General features: G+C 66.9%; 18 protein-coding genes and 2 tRNA genes. 10 read left to right on the top strand and 10 right to left on the bottom strand.

Translation table 11 applies throughout. The annotated features are described in order from the left end of the window. The first annotated feature begins 42 nt into the window (after positions 1 to 42). The 4 genes from ACZK13_RS19200 to ACZK13_RS19215 all read left to right on the top strand — a co-directional run bounded on the left by ACZK13_RS19200 (position 43) and on the right by ACZK13_RS19215 (position 3,184). Positions 43 to 1,932, top strand: coding sequence for an MFS transporter (locus ACZK13_RS19200; protein ID WP_336685275.1), 1,890 nt, complete (start codon positions 43 to 45; stop codon positions 1,930 to 1,932). Between the two features lie 182 nt (positions 1,933 to 2,114). Further along, entirely contained in the window at positions 2,115 to 2,402 is a 288-nt protein-coding gene (locus ACZK13_RS19205; protein ID WP_005419784.1) for a CD225/dispanin family protein, read from the top strand. Between the two features lie 34 nt (positions 2,403 to 2,436). Continuing rightward, positions 2,437 to 2,715 (top strand): CD225/dispanin family protein, encoded by a 279-nt coding sequence (locus ACZK13_RS19210; RefSeq protein ID WP_032127177.1) that lies wholly within the window; start codon positions 2,437 to 2,439, stop codon positions 2,713 to 2,715. A gap of 43 nt (positions 2,716 to 2,758) precedes the next feature. Further along, positions 2,759 to 3,184 carry a DUF2752 domain-containing protein gene (locus ACZK13_RS19215; RefSeq protein ID WP_006473646.1) on the top strand — a complete coding sequence of 142 codons (426 nt, stop codon included), beginning with the start codon at positions 2,759 to 2,761 and terminating at the stop codon, positions 3,182 to 3,184. Between the two features lie 576 nt (positions 3,185 to 3,760). On the opposite strand, the gene ampE is transcribed toward ACZK13_RS19215, so the two are convergent. The 5 genes from ampE to ACZK13_RS19240 all read right to left on the bottom strand — a co-directional run bounded on the left by ampE (position 3,761) and on the right by ACZK13_RS19240 (position 7,471). Continuing rightward, a complete protein-coding gene (gene ampE / locus ACZK13_RS19220; RefSeq protein WP_032127176.1) occupies positions 3,761 to 4,648 on the bottom strand; it encodes a regulatory signaling modulator protein AmpE in 888 nt (295 codons plus the stop codon). Positions 4,649 to 4,782: 134 nt separating this feature from the next. Continuing rightward, positions 4,783 to 5,688 carry an NAD(+) diphosphatase gene (gene nudC / locus ACZK13_RS19225; protein ID WP_180838246.1) on the bottom strand — a complete coding sequence of 302 codons (906 nt, stop codon included), beginning with the start codon at positions 5,686 to 5,688 and terminating at the stop codon, positions 4,783 to 4,785. 146 nt (positions 5,689 to 5,834) lie between these two features. Next, positions 5,835 to 6,227 carry an iron-sulfur cluster insertion protein ErpA gene (erpA, locus tag ACZK13_RS19230; protein WP_005419789.1) on the bottom strand — a complete coding sequence of 131 codons (393 nt, stop codon included), beginning with the start codon at positions 6,225 to 6,227 and terminating at the stop codon, positions 5,835 to 5,837. Positions 6,228 to 6,258: 31 nt separating this feature from the next. Next, on the bottom strand, positions 6,259 to 6,723 hold the full coding sequence (locus tag ACZK13_RS19235; RefSeq protein WP_006398829.1) for a bactofilin family protein: 465 nt from the start codon (positions 6,721 to 6,723) through the stop codon (positions 6,259 to 6,261). Between the two features lie 4 nt (positions 6,724 to 6,727). Then, positions 6,728 to 7,471 (bottom strand): DUF6776 family protein, encoded by a 744-nt coding sequence (locus tag ACZK13_RS19240; protein WP_019336613.1) that lies wholly within the window; start codon positions 7,469 to 7,471, stop codon positions 6,728 to 6,730. Between the two features lie 179 nt (positions 7,472 to 7,650). On the opposite strand from ACZK13_RS19240, the gene ACZK13_RS19245 reads away from it, so the two are divergent. Genes ACZK13_RS19245 through ACZK13_RS19255 form a run of 3 tightly spaced genes read left to right on the top strand, consistent with a single transcriptional unit; the run spans position 7,651 to position 12,411 of the window. Next, complete coding sequence (locus ACZK13_RS19245; protein WP_049461254.1) at positions 7,651 to 8,268, top strand: DUF4126 domain-containing protein; 618 nt, start codon at positions 7,651 to 7,653, stop codon at positions 8,266 to 8,268. Positions 8,269 to 8,312: 44 nt separating this feature from the next. Next, a complete protein-coding gene (locus ACZK13_RS19250; protein ID WP_049424052.1) occupies positions 8,313 to 10,199 on the top strand; it encodes an EAL domain-containing protein in 1,887 nt (628 codons plus the stop codon). Between the two features lies 1 nt (position 10,200). Then, positions 10,201 to 12,411, top strand: coding sequence for an ATP-binding protein (locus ACZK13_RS19255; protein WP_478482074.1), 2,211 nt, complete (start codon positions 10,201 to 10,203; stop codon positions 12,409 to 12,411). A 57-nt stretch (positions 12,412 to 12,468) separates the two neighbouring features. Here ACZK13_RS19255 and bfr read toward each other — a convergent pair whose 3' ends face one another. From bfr to ACZK13_RS19270, 3 genes are all read right to left on the bottom strand, one after another. Then, complete coding sequence (gene bfr / locus ACZK13_RS19260; protein ID WP_478482076.1) at positions 12,469 to 12,939, bottom strand: bacterioferritin; 471 nt, start codon at positions 12,937 to 12,939, stop codon at positions 12,469 to 12,471. 142 nt (positions 12,940 to 13,081) lie between these two features. Beyond that, the gene (locus ACZK13_RS19265) at positions 13,082 to 13,291 is read right to left on the bottom strand and encodes a (2Fe-2S)-binding protein (protein ID WP_005411309.1); all 210 of its coding nucleotides are present in this window, start codon (positions 13,289 to 13,291) and stop codon (positions 13,082 to 13,084) included. A gap of 108 nt (positions 13,292 to 13,399) precedes the next feature. After that, positions 13,400 to 14,020 carry an RNA pyrophosphohydrolase gene (locus ACZK13_RS19270; RefSeq protein ID WP_032127170.1) on the bottom strand — a complete coding sequence of 207 codons (621 nt, stop codon included), beginning with the start codon at positions 14,018 to 14,020 and terminating at the stop codon, positions 13,400 to 13,402. A gap of 120 nt (positions 14,021 to 14,140) precedes the next feature. Between ACZK13_RS19270 and ACZK13_RS19275 the strand changes: the two genes are divergently transcribed. Beyond that, a tRNA-Met gene (locus ACZK13_RS19275) sits at positions 14,141 to 14,217 on the top strand. A 55-nt stretch (positions 14,218 to 14,272) separates the two neighbouring features. After that, positions 14,273 to 14,347: transfer RNA gene (locus ACZK13_RS19280), tRNA-Gln, on the top strand. A gap of 309 nt (positions 14,348 to 14,656) precedes the next feature. On the opposite strand, the gene rpsI is transcribed toward ACZK13_RS19280, so the two are convergent. Both rpsI and rplM read right to left on the bottom strand, forming a co-directional pair. Then, positions 14,657 to 15,049, bottom strand: coding sequence for a 30S ribosomal protein S9 (rpsI, locus tag ACZK13_RS19285; protein ID WP_005411311.1), 393 nt, complete (start codon positions 15,047 to 15,049; stop codon positions 14,657 to 14,659). A 2-nt stretch (positions 15,050 to 15,051) separates the two neighbouring features. Further along, positions 15,052 to 15,480 (bottom strand): 50S ribosomal protein L13, encoded by a 429-nt coding sequence (rplM, locus tag ACZK13_RS19290; RefSeq protein ID WP_005414692.1) that lies wholly within the window; start codon positions 15,478 to 15,480, stop codon positions 15,052 to 15,054. Positions 15,481 to 15,677: 197 nt separating this feature from the next. Between rplM and coq7 the strand changes: the two genes are divergently transcribed. Beyond that, positions 15,678 to 16,322 (top strand): 2-polyprenyl-3-methyl-6-methoxy-1,4-benzoquinone monooxygenase, encoded by a 645-nt coding sequence (gene coq7 / locus ACZK13_RS19295; RefSeq protein WP_049401665.1) that lies wholly within the window; start codon positions 15,678 to 15,680, stop codon positions 16,320 to 16,322. Positions 16,323 to 16,366 lie beyond the last annotated feature (44 nt).

The following is a 16,366-nucleotide window of genomic DNA, read 5'->3' on the forward strand; positions in this document are numbered from 1 at the left end:
GGATAGGCAGGAATGCTAGGCTGCGCCGGTCAAGGAGGCTCCATGTCCGGTCACAACCAGTTCGCCCTGCTGCGCCAGCGCCGTTTCCTGCCGTTCTTCGTCGTCCAGGCGCTCGGAGCGTTCAACGACAACGTGTACCGGCAGGCGATCATCGGCCTGTTGTTCTATCTGGGCGTTTCGGAGGAGCAGCGTTCGCTCTACACCACGCTGGCGCCAGCCATCTTCATCCTGCCGTACTTCCTGTTCTCGGCGCTGGCCGGGCAGATCGCCGACAAACTGGAAAAATCGCGGCTGATCGTGATCACCACCACCATGGAGATCGTGATCATGTCGATGGCGGCTGTCGGTTTCATCACCGAGAACCTGCCGTTCCTGCTGGTCGCCCTGTTCTGTACCGGCATGCAGTCGACCCTGTTCGGCCCGGTAAAGTACTCGGTACTGCCCTCGGTGCTAAAACCCGAGGAACTGACCGGCGGCAACGGCCTGGTCGAGATGGGTACTTCGATCTCGATCCTGTCCGGCATGATCATCGGCGGCTCTGTATTCCTGCTTGCGGGCAGCTACGGTCCGATCGTGGCAGCCACAGCGGTGATCGCTCTGGCCATCTGCGGCAACATCGCGGCGCGCCTGATTCCCAAGGTCGACGCCGGCGATCCGAACCTGAAGATCAACTGGAACCCCTTGCCGGAGTCGCGGGTCGTGCTGCGCATGGCACGGCAGCAGAAGGCGGTGCGCAACGCCATCCTCGGGGTATCCTGGTTCTGGTTCGTCGGTACCGTGCTGACCTCGCAGCTGCCCAATTACGCGTTGGCCAACCTCGGCGGCGAACCCAAGCTGTATCTGTTCGCCCTCGCCCTGTTCTCGGTCGGCACCGGCGTTGGCTCGTTGCTGTGCGAGAAGCTGTCGGCACGCACGGTGGAAATCGGCCTGGTGCCGCTGGGTGCGTTCGGCATGACCGCGTTCCTGCTCGACCTGTATTTCGCCCGCAGTGGCGAAGCGACCGTGCACGGACTGACCATCGGGACGTTCCTGCAGCAGCCGGGCAGCATCCGCATCGTCATCGACCTGATCGGCATCGGCCTGTTCACCGGCATCTTCGTGGTGCCGCTGTTCGCGCTGATCCAGAGCCGCACGCCGAAGGCGCAGATGTCGCGCGTGTTTGCGGCGCTGAACATCCAGAACTCCGGCTTCATCGTCGGCGCAGCCCTGCTGTCGCTGGCCGCGCACAAGCTGCTGCACTGGTCCATCCCGCAGCAGTTCCTGGCGCTGGCCATCGCCAACGCACTGGTGGCGATCTACATCTTCACCATCGTCCCCGAATTCCTGATGCGCTTCCTCAGCTGGCTGATGGTGCGCACCCTGTACCGCCTGCGCCCGCACGGCATCGAGGCCAACGTGCCCGACGAGGGTGCCGCGCTGCTGGTCTGCAACCATGTCAGCTACATGGACGCACTGATCCTGTCGGCGACGATCCCGCGCCCGGTGCGCTTCGTCATGTACTACAAGATCTTCAACATTCCGGTGATGCGCTGGATCTTCCGGACCGCCAAGGCGATCCCGATCGCCGGTGCGCGCGAAGACCCGGCGCTGATGCAGCGCGCGTTCGATGACATCGATGCAGCGCTGGCCGAAGGCGAGCTGGTCTGCATCTTCCCGGAAGGCGCGCTGACCAAGGATGGCGCGATGGCACCGTTCAAGTCCGGCGTCGAGAAGATCCTCGAACGGCGGCCGGTGCCGGTGGTGCCGATGGCGCTGCGCGGCATGTGGTCGAGCATGTGGAGCCGGCGCGACAGCCGCCTGGGCCGCATGCGCGTGCCGCGCCGTTTCCGCGCCACCGTCGAGGTGGTGGCGGCAGCGGCCGTGGATGGCCACAGCACCAGCGCACCGGTGCTGGAGGCCCAGGTGCGGGCCCTGCGCGGCGATCACGCCTGACGAGATGGGCCCGCCGAGCGGGCCCAGCGGACTCCCCCACATACGTCACCGTCCAGTGGTGTACGCGACATGTCGTGACTGTAAACGCATACATGCAACGCAGGTTGCGGTAGATTACGCACCCACAGGGGGGAGGTCCGGCCGATTCATCATGGCCGGCCACCAAGGAATGGAGTCTCGCTTTGAATCAACCACCACCGCTCAGCCGTCCGGTCTACATCCCCAACCATCTGGTCTGGGCGATCCTGACGACGCTGTTCTGCTGCCTGCCGTTGGGCGTGGTGTCGATCGTGTACGCCTCCCAGGTCGATGGCCGCCGCGCGGCCGGCGACCTGCCGGGGGCCTACAGTGCGTCGCGCAAGGCGGGCTGGTGGGCGGTGGCTTCGGCCGTGGCCCTGCCGGTCCTGTTGCTGTTGTGGTTCGGGCTGTTCGGCGGCTTGGCCGTACTGGGCGCTCTTTCCGACCAATGATTCACCACCACCACCCATCAAGGAGCTTGAACCCATGAATACTGCTACTCCGCAGGTCCCGAACAACCTGGTCTGGGCGATCCTGACCACCCTGTTCTGCTGCCTGCCGGCCGGCATCGTGTCGATCGTCTACGCCGCCCAGGTCAACGGCAAGCTGGCGGCCGGCGACATCGCCGGCGCCCAGGACTCCGCCGCCAAGGCCAAGAAGTGGGCCATGTGGTCGGCCATCGCCTGGGTCGTGCTGGTCGTGCTGTACGTGCTGTTCTTCGTTGTGCTCGGCGGCATGGGCGCGATGAGCAACGGCAACTACTGATACGCCTGGACGGATCCGGCGCCTGCGCCGGATCCGTTGTTGCATGTCCGCGCTTCCCGCTCGTTCCCGACTCGCCCGCTGGGCACCGCTGCTGGTTTCCGCCGGCCTGGCCGTGGGTGCCACGGTGGTGCTGCGCAACGTCAATCCGTATGTCGCCGGCAATCCCCTGCCGAGCTGCCCGCTGTACGCGCTGACCGGCCTGTACTGCCCGGGCTGTGGCAGCACGCGCTGCCTGTATTCCCTGGTCCACTTCGACCTGCCCGGCGCGATGGCGATGAACCCGCTGCTGGTCATCAGCCTGCCGTTCCTGTTGTTGATGCTGCTGAACATCGCCGGCATCCGCCCGCGTGTGCTCGACCCGCTGATGCGGGTGCTGGCCAATCCCGTGTTCTGGCTCTGGGTGCTGCCCGGGTATGCGCTGCTGCGCAACCTGCCGTGGGCGCCGTTCACCGCACTGGCACCGATCTAGGTTTCCAGCCAACGGCGCAGCCCCTCGTGGTGGGCGGCGTTTGTCGATCATGGGGTTGGCCGGGCGGGATGGGTTTGCGGGGGACGCCGTGAATCCGTCCGTGGAGGCTTGGCCGCGGCATCCATGCCGCGGACACCCCCGCAAACCCATCCCGCCCGGCCACGGACAGTTTCCGTGTGCGTCCACCACGGAAAAGAAAGAGAAGATCAAAAGCGAAAGCGGAAGCGGATCGCTTCGCTCTGCATCCACGCATGGCGTGGATCTACCGTGTCGACCAAGGTCGACACCTACCAACAGCCGCGGGAATCTGTCGGGGGTGGGGCGGTGTGGGGCTGCAGGACCGTTGGCGCCATGGGCCCGAGGCATGCCTCGGGCGGGTTGGGCAGGAGGCCCAACCCCGGTCTTGCCGTGTGCGCAGGACAGCGCACACGAGCAAGGCGCCATCGAGCCCCCAAGGACGGGTTTACGGCGTGTCCTGCAGCCCCACACCGCCCCGCCCAACCATCACCAATCCAGAGCTGCTGTTGCTGTTGCTGTTGCCTCTGCAGGTGCAGGGCTGCAAGCCCTGCAAAGCAACTACGTCACCCAGCCTGCAATCACCAGCAGGGCGAGGATCGCCAGCCACAGCAGCAGCATCCGCCACACCAGGCTCATCGCATCCCGCAGGTCCGGCAACCGCTGCCACACCGGCAACAGCCCCGCCTCGGTGTAATCGTGCGCATCCTCGCGCAGCTCGGCATTGACGCTGGCCCTCGCCACCGCGCCCAGGAAGCCGATGTTGCCGGCCAGGCGCTCGCCGTGGGCCTGGCGCCAGGCCTTCCACGCCGTATCGAAGTTGCCCACCAGCGCCATCGAAAATGCCATCAGCTGCGCCACCGGCCACTCGATCCAGCCCAGCAGGCGCTGCGCCAGCGCCAGCGGCTCCACCGGCACGCGGGCACGCATCGGGCTTTCCGCCATCAGCGCCAGCAGCCGGTAACCGAGAGCACCGGCCGGGCCCAGCAGCAGGAACCAGAACAGCACCGCGAACCAGCGCCGCAAGGCGTTGAGCACGGTTGCCTCGACCAGTGACGGAATGTCCTCGCGCAGGCTGCCACCGGCCGCCTGCAGGTTACGTACCGCGGCCTGGCGCGTCGCCGCGTCATCGGCATCGATGATCGCTTCGATATCGCGGTCCAGATCGCGCGGGCCCCAGCACCACGCCAGCACCGCCACGCCCAGCAGCAGCGACGGCAGGCCGAACAGCACCCCACGCAGCAACCACGCCAGCAGCGCCATCAGCAGCAGCGGCGGCAGCAGTGCCAGGGCAACGCCTGCCGGCCCCTGCCAAGCCTTGCCACCGCGCGCGTCCAGCCAGCCCAGCCAACGCCGGAAGCCGTCGAAACGGCGCAGCGAGGCGGCAGCGGCCGGGGCAACATGGCCCAGGGCCAGTGCCACCAGCACGGCGGCCAGAGTGGTGAACATGGCAGGTCTCCCTACGAAACAGAACGCTCGGCGTCGCTACCTTACCTGTCGCAGCGGCGCCCTCAGCGGTGAACCGGACTGTAACCCGGGCCGTGTTCAGGTGGCGGCAATACAGGCGCCACCGTCAGCCCCGCTCAGCCCTTCTGCTGCCGGTACCAGTGTTCGATCAGGCCGCGCGAAATCGAGATCGGCGGCGACAGGCGGATGCCCTGGCCATCGTCCTCCACATCGCGTGCCAGTGCCGCGCCGACCTCGTCGGCACTGAACCAGCGCGCATCTTCCAGCTCGCCATCCACGGTCGGCAGGTCATCCTGCGCCTGTGCACGGAAACCGATCATCAGCGCGCCCGGGAACGGCCACGGCTGCGAACCGAGGTACTGGCAGGCGGTCACCCGTACCTTGCTCTCCTCGTGCACTTCACGCACCACGGTCTGCTCGAAGGTCTCGCCGGGTTCGACGAAGCCGGCCAGCACCGAGTAACGCCGCGGTGCCCAGTTCGACTGCCGGCCCAGCAGCAGCCGGCCCTGGTTTTCCACGGCGACGATCACGGCGGGATCGACACGCGGGTAGTGCTCGGTGGCGCACTGCCCGCAGCGGCCGACGAAGCCACCACGGGCAAACGCCACGGCGCCGCCGCACACGCCGCAGAAGCGGGTGCGCGAGTGCCAGTAGGACATGCCGCGGGCATAACTGAAGGCGGTCGCATCGGCCATCGGCCACAGCAGTGCGGCCTGGCGCAGGTCGAGGCGGCGCGGGGCCGTGACGGTAACGTTGGCGGCTTCGACCGAGAACCAGGCCTGCTCGCCACGCAGGCCAAGGAAGATCGCGGCACCGGGGCCGCCGCCGATGTCGGCGCCGGTCAGCGCCAGCGGCTGGTCGTCATCGCCGGTGAAGACGCTGCCGTCCTGATCGAGCACGAGAATGCGCGCGCCCGGCCACAGGCGCGCCAGTGCATCGGCATCGTCGCGCAGGGCATCGGCGCGCTCCAGCGGTTCGCCAACGAAAGCGAAACCGGAAAGCGGCGAAGGAGTATTGGGCATCCGGCAAGCGTGCCGCCAATCGATGCAGGTGGCAAGTTCGGCGCTGTGCGCAATCTGCCGGTGTGGGCGTGCAGGCACAGCATCCACGCATGGCGTGGATCTACTGAGGTGCCAACCTTGGTTGGCACATTCCGGCCACAGGCCTCTTACATGCTGAAGCTGCTGCCGCAGCCGCAGGTGGTCTTGGCGTTCGGGTTGCGGATCACGAACTGGGCACCGGTCAGGCTCTCGGTGTAGTCCACCTCGGCGCCCATCAGGTACTGCAGGCTCAGCGGGTCGACCAGCAGGGTCACCCCGCTGGTCTGTACCGCCAAGTCATCCTCGGCACGGTTCTCGTCGAACTCGAACCCGTACTGGAAGCCCGAACAGCCACCGCCTTCGATGTACACGCGCAGGGCCAGGTCGGGGTTGCCCTCTTCCTGTATCAGGGATTTGACCTTGGCGGCCGCCGACTCGGTGAAGTTCAGCGGGCGCTCCAGCGACTGGTAATCGGGCGCGGCAACCGGGGTGGCGCCGGGCAGGGAGACTAGCGTGCTCATGGTGTCAGCATGGGGGTGCCGACGATGGCTTTCAAGCCATCGCCTCGGCCAGCTTGCGGCGTGCGGCGGTGTCACCCTTGCCGCCATTGGCCTCATCACCTTCCGGGGCCGGCAGGGCCGCCATCGGGGCGCTGGCATGGATCAGGCGGCCGTTCAGCTGGGCACCCGCATTCATCTCCACCACCTGGTAATGGACATTGCCATTGACCCGCGCGCTCGGGGTCAGTTCGACCTTCTCGGTGGCATGCACGTCGCCGTCCAGGCGTCCACTGATGACCACCACCTGGGCACGGATCTCACCTTCGATCACGCCATGCTCGGCGACCGTCAGGGTCGCGCCACTGGCGCCTTCGGCGGCGATCACCTTGCCGTGGATGCGGCCTTCCACATACAGGCCACCACTGAATTCCACATCACCGCGGATCACCACTTGGTTGCCGATCAGGGCATCCACCACCAGCTGGCCTTCACGGTTGGATTTGCTGCTTCCGAACATCTGCCTACTCCCCTTTGGCGGCCGGCGCACCGGCCTGTTTCCAGTCGAATACCTGGGTGGTACCCCCCGTACCACTCCCCAATGTCACCCGCACGCGTTGCGGGGTGAAGTCAGCCGGCAGCATCACGCTGCCGGTGAGCTGCTGGAAGTACCGGAACGAGTAATCCTGTCCCGGTACCTTGCTGCGCTGGTGCAGATCATCCCAGCTGATCGTGGCCAGCTTGCCGTTCTTGACGCCTTCCACGGTGAAACGCATCTGCCCCTGGCTGATGGCGCCGCGGTTGAGGTTCTGTGTCAGCACGGCGGTGTACTGCCAGGTGCCGGCCGCTTCCGGGCTGAACTCGATCGAATGGGTGTTCAGGCCCTTGCGCTGGCTGGTCGAACCCACCAGGCGCTCATAGAAGGCAACGTCGGCACGCAGGCCGGCGATTTCCTCATCGCGTTCGGCCAGCGAGGACTGCACCTCGGTGTTGGCGGCGCGGCTGATGCGGTCGGAGGCTTCCAGCGTGGCCTGCTTCTGGCGCAGTTCGGTCAGCTGCGCCTGCAACGTCTCGGCGCGCTTCTCGGCGGCCTGCAGGCGCTGGCCCTGTGCATCGCGCGGCGTGGCCATCCAGCAGCCACCCAGCACGGCCAGCACCAGGCTGAGCAGCCAGATGCCGCCGATCACCAGCAGGCGGCGACGGTCGGCCGGCGGTTGCGGCGCGCCGGGCAGGCGAACCTGCACGCGCATGGGAGGACGGTTGGTCATGGGTGGATTCCGGGGCATCGCGAGGGCGACACCGGTACGGCCCCTGTGGCAAACGACGGGCTAGTGTATGACAGGACGGGGGTGTTTCCTGCGCAGTGGCGAGCCACCGTCTGTGGCGTTCAGGCATGCCATCGTCGATAGTGTGGTCCCCTGCACAGTTCCGTCGCCGGAGCATCGCCATGACCGAAGCCCACCTGTTCGTGATCGGCATCCTGCTGGCCTGGCTGGCCGGCATCCGCGTCTACCTCACCGTGTTCGGTGTCGGCCTGGCCGGCCTGCTCGGCTGGGTCGACCTGCCGCCGGCCCTGCAGGCCACCGAATCGTGGTGGGTGCTGGGCACCTCGGCAGCGCTGGCGGTAACCGAATTCTTCGCCGACAAGATTCCCGGCGTCGACTCGGCGTGGGATCTGGTGCAGACCCTGGCACGCGTACCCGCAGGTGCCTTCCTTGCCGCAGCCACGCTGTCGCCGGATGGGCAGCTGGGCACCGGCGCACTTGCTGCCGGTGCCGGTGTCGCGCTGGCCAGCCATGGCCTGAAGGCCGGCACCCGCGCCCTGCTCAATACATCGCCCGAGCCTGCCAGCAACTGGGTGGCCTCCGCCGCCGAGGACACCGTGGTGGTCGGTGGCCTGGCCCTGGCCCTGGCACACCCGTGGATCGCGCTGATCGTGGTGCTGGCCTGCAGCCTGGCCGGCGCGCTGCTGGTGTGGCTGGTCTGGCGCGCCCTGTGGAAGGGCGTGCGCTGGCTGGCACGCAGTGCGTCGCCCGACAGTCCACGCCAGCCCGGTACCGGTTGATCGCCGGGCTTGTCGCATAATGGACGCGAACACCAGGAGCACCGATGGCCGCAAACGAATCCCCCGCGGGCGCCCGCCCGGGACGCGCTGAAACCCCTCCGGCCGATCATTGGCAACGCTGGACCGCTGAACCGGCGAGCGCGGTCGCCGCAGCGCCGGCCGCGGTTCCGCCGCTGGCCGCCTCCGACGCACCCGCATCGATCGGCAGCGCACCGCCGCCGTTGCCGGCCCCGGCCGTGCTGGCCGAGGCTGGCAACAACGACCAGGCGCCGCCGCCCTCCGATTCGCCCTACCGCGTGCTGATCGTCGAGGACGACCGCGCGCAGGCCCTGTTCGCACAGAGCGTGCTGCATGGCGCCGGCATGCAGGCGATCGTGCACAGCGATGCCGACGGCGCGCTGCAGGCGATCAAGGAGCATCGGCCCGACCTGATCCTGATGGACCTGCACCTGCCCGGCCTGGACGGCATGCGCCTGACCGCGCTGATCCGCCAGCAGCCTGGCCTGCAGTTGCTGCCGATCGTGTTCCTGAGCGGCGATCCGGACCCGGAGCGCCAGTTCGAGGTGCTCGACAGTGGCGCCGACGATTACCTGAGCAAGCCGATCCGCCCCCGCCACCTGATCGCGGCGGTGGCCAACCGCATCCGCCGCGCACGTGCGCAGGCAGCAACCCTGCCTGGTGCTACCGGCGCACCGGCCACCAGCAATCCGGAAACCGGCCTGCCGACACGTCACCACGTGCTGCAGCAACTCAACGCCACCCTCACCCACCGCGACCGGGGCGGCGTGTTCTTCATTGAAGTGGCCAGCGCGCTGGGCCTGCGCGAACGCTATGGCTACGCCGCCTTCGAGCGCCTGATGGTGCAGGCCGGGCAGCGCCTGGCCGAGGCCGGCCATCCGCACCTGCTGGCACGCCTGAACGACAACAGCTTCCTGCTGCTGGCCCGCAATACCGATGAAGACAGCCTGGAAAGCATCGCCGCGACCCTGCGTGAGCAGCTCTCGGCGCGCGCCTTCGTGATCCGCGATGATGAATCGGTGCATCTGCGCGGCGTGGTGGGTTACGCGCCGCTGTCGCCGGGCTTCGACGATGCCAACGCCGCACTGGAAGCGGTCGAGCGCACCACCCTGCAGGCACGCCTGCTCAGCGCCGGCGTGGCAGGCCACGTGCATCGCCAGGCCGTCACCGAACAGGAACACCTGGCACTGCTGGAAGGCCAGCTGGAGCTGGCCTATCAGCCGATCGTCGCTGTCGCCGGTGGCAACACCGCGCAGTACCAGCTGCTGCTGCGCCTGCGCCAGGCCGACGGCACGGTGCTGGCGGCCGGCCAGGTGATTCCCGCCGCCGAAGCGGCAGGCCGCATCGCCGACCTCGACCAGCAGGTGATGGACCATGCGCTGGGCCTGCTGGACCTGTACCGGCACGCAACGCAACCGCTGAACCTGTTCGTTTCGCAGTCGCTGCGCACCCTGCAGCGCGATGCCTTTGGCGACTGGCTGCTGGAATCGCTGCAGCAGCGTGACCTGCCCGGCAGTGCGCTGGTGATCGACGTGCGCCTGCCCGACGCGCTGATCCACACCGTGCCGCTGCAGCAGTTCTGCCAGCGCATGGCCGGCGCCGGCGTGCGCTTCTGCCTGAGCCAGTTCGAACCCAGTGGCGAAGCCGATGCACTGCTGACCCAGCTGCCGCTGTCGTTCGTGCGCATGGCCGCGCGTTTCTCCAGCAGCCATTCCAACCCGGCCACGCGCGAGGAACTGCGCAAGGCGATCGAACAGGCGCATGCCGCCGGGCTGCAGATCATCGGCCAGCAGATCGAGGACCCGCAGGCCGCGGCAGCGATGTGGGTCGGCGGCGTCGATTACATCCAGGGCAACATGGTGCAGTCGGCCGGCAGTGACCTGAACTTCGACTTCCACAACGCGGTGCTCTGAGGTGCCGCTGTGGGGCGTGCTGCTGGTTGCCCTTGCTGCGGCCGTCGCACTGCTGCTGTTGGGCATGCGCCTGCGCGCGCGCAGCCGGGCACTGGCCCAGCTGCAGCGCGAGCACAGCGCGCTGGCCGCCGAGCGCGACCAGCTGCGCCATACCACCGAACGCCAGGGCCAGCTGGAACAGCAGCTGCTGCAGGCCAAGCAGGCCGCCGAAGCGGCCGTGCTGGCCAAGGGCGAGTTCCTGGCCACGATGAGCCACGAGATCCGCACGCCGCTCAACGGCATCCTGCCGATGCTGGAGCTGATCGCGCGCGGGCCGCTGGGTGAGGACCAGCGGCAGATGCTGGCCACCGCTTCGGCCAGTTCACAGCAGCTGCTGCGCATCGTCGACGACATCCTCGACTACTCCCGGCTGGAAGCGCAGGCGCTGGAACTGGAGATCACCAGCTTCAACCTGCGCGACCTGCTCGATGGCGTGGTGCAGCTGATGCAGCGCGCCGCCGATGCCAAGGGCCTGTCCCTGGCCATGCAGCTTGACCCATCGGTGCGCCTGCCGGTGCGTGGCGACCCGGTACGCCTGCGCCAGGTGCTGAGCAACCTGCTGGCCAACGCCATCAAGTTCACCGCCCGCGGCCAGGTGCAGCTGTGCGTGCAGCGCCTGGGCGAAGGTGCGGCCCAGCACCAGCTGCGCTTCGAGATCATCGACACCGGCATCGGCATCGATGAGGCACTGCAGGCACGCCTGTTCCAGTCCTTCAGCCAGGCCGATGCCTCGACCACGCGCATCTACGGTGGCACCGGCCTGGGCCTGGCCATCTGCAAGCGCATCATCGACCTGATGCACGGGCAGATCGGCGTGCAGTCCACGCCCGGCCAGGGCGCAACGTTCTGGTTCGAGATCCCGCTGCTGAAAGTACCCGGCGACCTGCCTGCGATGGCGCGCGCCCCCGCAGCGCTACTGTTGTTCAGCGCCGATGCAACGCTGCAGGCACGCATCGAGCGCATCGCCGCCCACCATGGGCTGCAGGTGCAGGTGCTGGCACAGCTGGATGCCGTGGTCGAGCGCCTGCGCGCTCCCGCGCGGCCCGGACAACCAGCACCGGCATGGCTGATTGTCGATTCCCGCACCCGCCGCAACGGCGAGGTCACGCTGCAGCAGGCGCTGGCCGAGCGCGGCGACGATGATGCACTGCAGGTACTGTGGCTGCAGGAAGACACGCCTGCACAACGCCCGCGCCAACGCCAGCTGCTCCCGCATTTCGATGATGCAGCCCTGCATGCACTGCTGGCGGCGCCTGCCACGCCTGCCCGCCCTGCCGCCCTGCTGGCCAATGCCGAAGACGGCTTGCCCGCACCGACGCTGCCGCCATTGCACCTGCGCGTGCTGCTGGTGGAAGACAACACGGTCAACCGGATGGTGGCCGAGCATCTGCTGCGCGTGTTCCAGTGCGAGGTGCGCAACGCCGCCGACGGCAAGCAGGCACTGGCCGCCCTTCGCGAAGGCGGCGTGGACGTGGTGCTGATGGATTGCCAGATGCCGGTGCTGGACGGCTACGCCGCCACGCGCCGCTGGCGTGCGGAAGAAACGGAAACCGGGTGCTCGCGGTTGCCGATCATCGCGATGACGGCCAACGCCATGGCCGGTGACCGCGAACGCTGCCTGCAGGCCGGCATGGACGACTACCTGTCCAAGCCGATCGCACGCGCCACCTTGCATGCGCTGTTGAGGCGCTGGGGGGGCGGTAGAGCTGCATCACCTGCACGGCCTTCTGTAGAGCCGAGCCATGCTCGGCTGACGGCCAATAGCAGTCGCGCTCCATCAGCCGAGCATGGCCCGGCTCTACAAGAGACGAAAAGCCAAGCGGTGACGCAACCGGTGCTGGACCGTGATGTGCTGGACGAACTGCACGCGGTGATCGGCGATACCGCCCTCCAGATCGTCTCGGTGTTCCTGGAGGATGCGCCGGCGATGGTGCAGCAGCTGCAGCAGGCCGCGCAGAGCAGCGACGAGCCGCGACTGCAGGCAATCGCCCACAGCCTTAAATCATCGAGTGCGAACGTGGGGGCGTTGTCGCTGTCGGCAATCGCGCAGCGGATCGAGCACGAAGCCCGTAGTGGCAGCCTGCAGCGCCCCGCGGTGGCGGTGGCGCTGCTGGTTGCCGAATTCGCCCGGGCGCGCGTGGCGCTGACGGGCTACCTGGCACAGCATCGGTAGCGTCGAGCTTGCTCGACCATCGCCATGCTGATCACAGTCGAGCAAGCTCGACGCTAGTCACTCTTCCAGCTTGCTGAGCAGGTACTTCGGCTCGCCGATACGCTCGATCAGGTCGAGCTGGGTTTCCAGCCAGTCGATGTGTTCTTCTTCCGAGTCGAGGATCTTCACGAACAGCTGGCGGCTGACGTAGTCGCCCACCGAATCGGAGTAGGCCACGGCGTCGCGCAGGGTCACTACGCCGTCGCGCTCCAGCGACAGGTCGCACTGCAGGATCTCGGTCGGGTTCTCGCCGATGCGCAGCTTGCCCAGCGCCTGGAAATTCGGCAGGCCTTCGAGGAACAGGATGCGGTCGGCAAGCATGTCGGCATGCTTCATCTCGTCGATCGATTCCTTGTACTCGTGTTCGGCCAGCTCCTTGATGCCCCAGTTCTTCAGCATCTTGGCGTGCAGGAAGTACTGGTTGATCGCGGTCAGCTCGTTGTAGAGGACCTTGTTGAGGAATTCGATGACCTTGGTGTCGCCCTTCATGGGGGTGCTCCTGCACGCTGAAAACGCAGGCACTTTAACGCCTTGCGCGCGGCCGTGAAGGAACGCGAATCGTGCGCATTGGCCTGCGCGGCCGCACGTGAAGGATGCGAAAGCGCGGCGTCAACGCGCCGCGAAAAGGCGATCAGGCGACCTGGGCCAGGCCCAATACCGGCAGCGGCAGATCGTGGGTCGCACGCGCCTTGGCCAGCAGGTCGCCGGCCATGTCCAGGCAGGAACCGCAGGTGGCACCACACCCTGTACGCATGGTCAGTTCGGCCACCGTGCTGACGCCATGGCTGGCGGCTTCGCGGATCTGGTGGTCGGTGACTCCGTTGCAGATGCAGACGTACACAGGCGTGAACCGGGCTGACAGGCCAAGAGTGGCCTGTTGGCTATTCCAATGGAAACGAGAATGGTTGTCAATCAGAGACCTGAACCATTCTCGATACGGTTCAGCCGGTCACGTGGCCGGACCATCGCCGGTGGCCTTCTTCGGCCAGTAGCCGCGGGTCCGTGGGCGCTTGCGTGGGCGGTCATGCCCGGCGGTATGGCCCGGCATCCAGGCCTCCGCAGCGCTCTTGGGCATGGCGGTCACGCCCTGCCCGGCCACCCCGCGCGCCAACGGCGCCAGATGTCGCAAGGCGCGCGCATAGACGCCACGCTTGAACATCACCACGTGCTCCACCGGGTACCAGAAGTCCACCCAGCGCCAGTGGTCAAACTCGGGTGAGTCGGTGTGGTCCAGCTTCACGTGGGACTCGTCGCCGGTCAGGCGCAGCAGGAACCAGACCTGCTTCTGGCCGATGCAGACCTGCCGCTCGTTGCGGCGGATGGCCCGCGCCGGCAGCTTGTAACGCAGCCAGCCGGGCGTTGCCCCGAGCACTTCCACGTGCTCAGGCAGCAGGCCGGTCTCTTCCTGCAGTTCACGATACATGGCCTCGACAGGCGTCTCGTCGGTATTCATGCCACCCTGCGGGAACTGCCAGCCGTCCCGGCGCACACGTCGTGCCCAGAACACCTGGCCGTCCTGCCGCATCAGCACAATGCCGACGTTCGGTCGATAGCCGTCCGGATCGATCACGATGCGGACTCCTAAAAAATCTACTGGTCGGGACTATCCCATGCCGCCTGTCGGCCCACAAGCACGATACAAAAGTGTTGACAGGGGCGATACACATCCGCAGAATAGCGGGCTCACCAAGGCTATGTAGCTCAGCCGGTTAGAGCACAGCACTCATAATGCTGGGGTCGGTGGTTCGAGTCCACCCATAGCCACCACACTGAAAATCAAGTTGTTTTTCAGCGTGAAAAGTGAGAAAATAGTTGCACGTTTTGCCCCGTCGCCAAGCGGTAAGGCACCTGACTCTGACTCAGGCATTCGGTGGTTCGAATCCATCCGGGGCAGCCAAACAAAAAAGAAAAAAGCCTGATCGAAAGATCAGGCTTTTTTCTTTTTTGTTTGGTCACGCATCCCGCCTTATCCCCGCGCCTGTCGGCGCACCCCCTTGAACAACAAGGGGGCTCTTCCCCAGAAAGGCGTCCGGGGCGGGATCCCTTTCTGCAGAACCCCGCCCTGCTGACATGCCCCCCGGGTAGTGCCGGCCGCTGGCCGGCAACCTCGAAATGCGCTCCCCAGAACGACAAAAGCCCGGCCGAAGCCGGGCTTTTGCTTGTCCAACCAGCGGGCCCCCGAAGGAGCCCAACCAGGCGCGGTAGATCAGCGCTTGGAGAACTGGGTGGCGCGGCGAGCCTTGTGCAGACCGACCTTCTTACGCTCGACTTCACGGGCGTCACGGGTCATGAAGCCAGCCTTGCGCAGCTCGGACTTCAGGGTTTCGTCGTACTCGACCAGAGCACGGGCGATGCCCAGACGGATCGCACCGGCCTGGCCGGTGGTGCCGCCGCCAGCGGCGGTGACCAGGATGTCGAAGCTTTCGGTGTTCTTGGTCAGCTCGAGCGGCTGGCGCACGATCATGCGCGCGGTCTCACGACCGAAGAACTCGTCCAGCGGACGGCCATTGACGGTGATGTTGCCCGAACCCTTGCGCAGGAACACGCGAGCGGTGGAGGACTTGCGGCGGCCAGTGCCGTAGTTTTGAGTGATAGCCATGATTAGATATCCAGAACCTGCGGCTGCTGTGCGGCGTGCGGATGCTCAGTGCCGGCGTAGACCTTGAGCTTGCGGTACATCTGGCGACCCAGCGGGCCCTTCGGCAGCATGCCCTTCACGGCGATCTCGATCACGCGCTCCGGGTGGCGCTCCAGCGCCTGTGCCAGGGATTCGGTCTTCAGGTTGCCGATGTAACCGGTGAAACGGTGATACATCTTGTCCTGCAGCTTCTTGCCGGTGACGGCAATCTTTTCTGCATTGATGACGACCAGGTAGTCGCCGGTATCAACGTGCGGGGTGTAGACCGGCTTGTGCTTGCCACGCAGACGGCGGGCCAGCTCGGTGGCGAGACGGCCCAGGGTCTTGCCCTCGGCGTCGACGAGGTACCAGTCGCGCTGGACGGTCTCGTTCTTGGCAGTGAAAGTGCTCATGAAGAACTCTAGGTTAGGTCGGGCTCATTGCGGCGAAAGGCTCGCCGGAACTCTGCCACGCGTTGTGAAAAGGTGAAGCGTAAGAGGCGGGATTGTACGCAGGTCAGCCCCCCGTTGCAAGCCGGCCCTTGACCGGGTTGGCAGGGGGACGGGGTCGGGCGAGAATCGCGGGGTCTTCCGCCCCACCGTGTACCGCCATGACCGTGCTCCGCCAGATCACCCCGCTGGACCACCTGCTGACCGAGGCGCAGCGCGCCCTGGACACGGTGTTCGGCAACCCGCCGGCGGCCCGCCCCTATCCGGCTGCGGACACCGACGAGCCGGGCATGGACAGCACCGAACGCCGCCACGCGGCCGGCCTGATGCGGATCAACCACGTCGGCGAGGTCTGCGCACAGGGCCTTTACTTCGGCCAGGCGGCCGTGGCCCGCGACCCGGCCACGCGTGAACACCTGCTGGAAGCGGCCCAGGAAGAAACCGACCACCTGGCCTGGTGCGCCACCCGCCTGGGCGAACTGGACAGCCGTCCGAGCCTGTTCAACCCGCTCTGGTACGCCGGCAGCTACACCATCGGCACCCTGGCCGGGCTGCGCGGCGACGGCTGGAACCTGGGCTTCGTGGTCGAGACCGAGCGCCAGGTGGAAGCCCACCTGGACGAGCACCTGGTCGACCTGCCGGCCGGCGACCTGCGCAGCCGCGCGGTCATCGCCGTGATGAAAGAAGACGAGGCCCGCCATGCGGACCACGCCGAGCAGGCCGGCGCACGCCGCCTGCCGTTCCCGATCCCGGGCGCGATGGCGCTGGCTTCCAAGGTCATGAAGACCATCGCCTACCGGCTGTGACCGCCAGGTAGTGCCGGCCGCTGGCCGGCAACCACGCAGACGCC

This window comes from Stenotrophomonas sp. 99219_Sma (assembly GCF_056480785.1).

Bases quoted from the DNA above. Each gene is read 5' to 3' on its own strand.
- ACZK13_RS19200 (WP_336685275.1), top strand. From the start codon at position 43: ATGTCCGGTCACAACCAGTTCGCCCTGCTGCGCCAGCGCCGTTTCCTG.
- ACZK13_RS19210 (WP_032127177.1), top strand. From the start codon at position 2,437: ATGAATACTGCTACTCCGCAGGTCCCGAACAACCTGGTCTGGGCGATC.
- ACZK13_RS19215 (WP_006473646.1), top strand. From the start codon at position 2,759: ATGTCCGCGCTTCCCGCTCGTTCCCGACTCGCCCGCTGGGCACCGCTG.
- ampE (WP_032127176.1), bottom strand. From the start codon at position 4,648: ATGTTCACCACTCTGGCCGCCGTGCTGGTGGCACTGGCCCTGGGCCAT.
- nudC (WP_180838246.1), bottom strand. From the start codon at position 5,688: ATGCCCAATACTCCTTCGCCGCTTTCCGGTTTCGCTTTCGTTGGCGAA.
- erpA (WP_005419789.1), bottom strand. From the start codon at position 6,227: ATGAGCACGCTAGTCTCCCTGCCCGGCGCCACCCCGGTTGCCGCGCCC.
- ACZK13_RS19235 (WP_006398829.1), bottom strand. From the start codon at position 6,723: ATGTTCGGAAGCAGCAAATCCAACCGTGAAGGCCAGCTGGTGGTGGAT.
- ACZK13_RS19240 (WP_019336613.1), bottom strand. From the start codon at position 7,471: ATGACCAACCGTCCTCCCATGCGCGTGCAGGTTCGCCTGCCCGGCGCG.
- ACZK13_RS19245 (WP_049461254.1), top strand. From the start codon at position 7,651: ATGACCGAAGCCCACCTGTTCGTGATCGGCATCCTGCTGGCCTGGCTG.
- ACZK13_RS19250 (WP_049424052.1), top strand. From the start codon at position 8,313: ATGGCCGCAAACGAATCCCCCGCGGGCGCCCGCCCGGGACGCGCTGAA.
- bfr (WP_478482076.1), bottom strand. From the start codon at position 12,939: ATGAAGGGCGACACCAAGGTCATCGAATTCCTCAACAAGGTCCTCTAC.
- rpsI (WP_005411311.1), bottom strand. From the start codon at position 15,049: ATGGCTATCACTCAAAACTACGGCACTGGCCGCCGCAAGTCCTCCACC.
- rplM (WP_005414692.1), bottom strand. From the start codon at position 15,480: ATGAGCACTTTCACTGCCAAGAACGAGACCGTCCAGCGCGACTGGTAC.
- coq7 (WP_049401665.1), top strand. From the start codon at position 15,678: ATGACCGTGCTCCGCCAGATCACCCCGCTGGACCACCTGCTGACCGAG.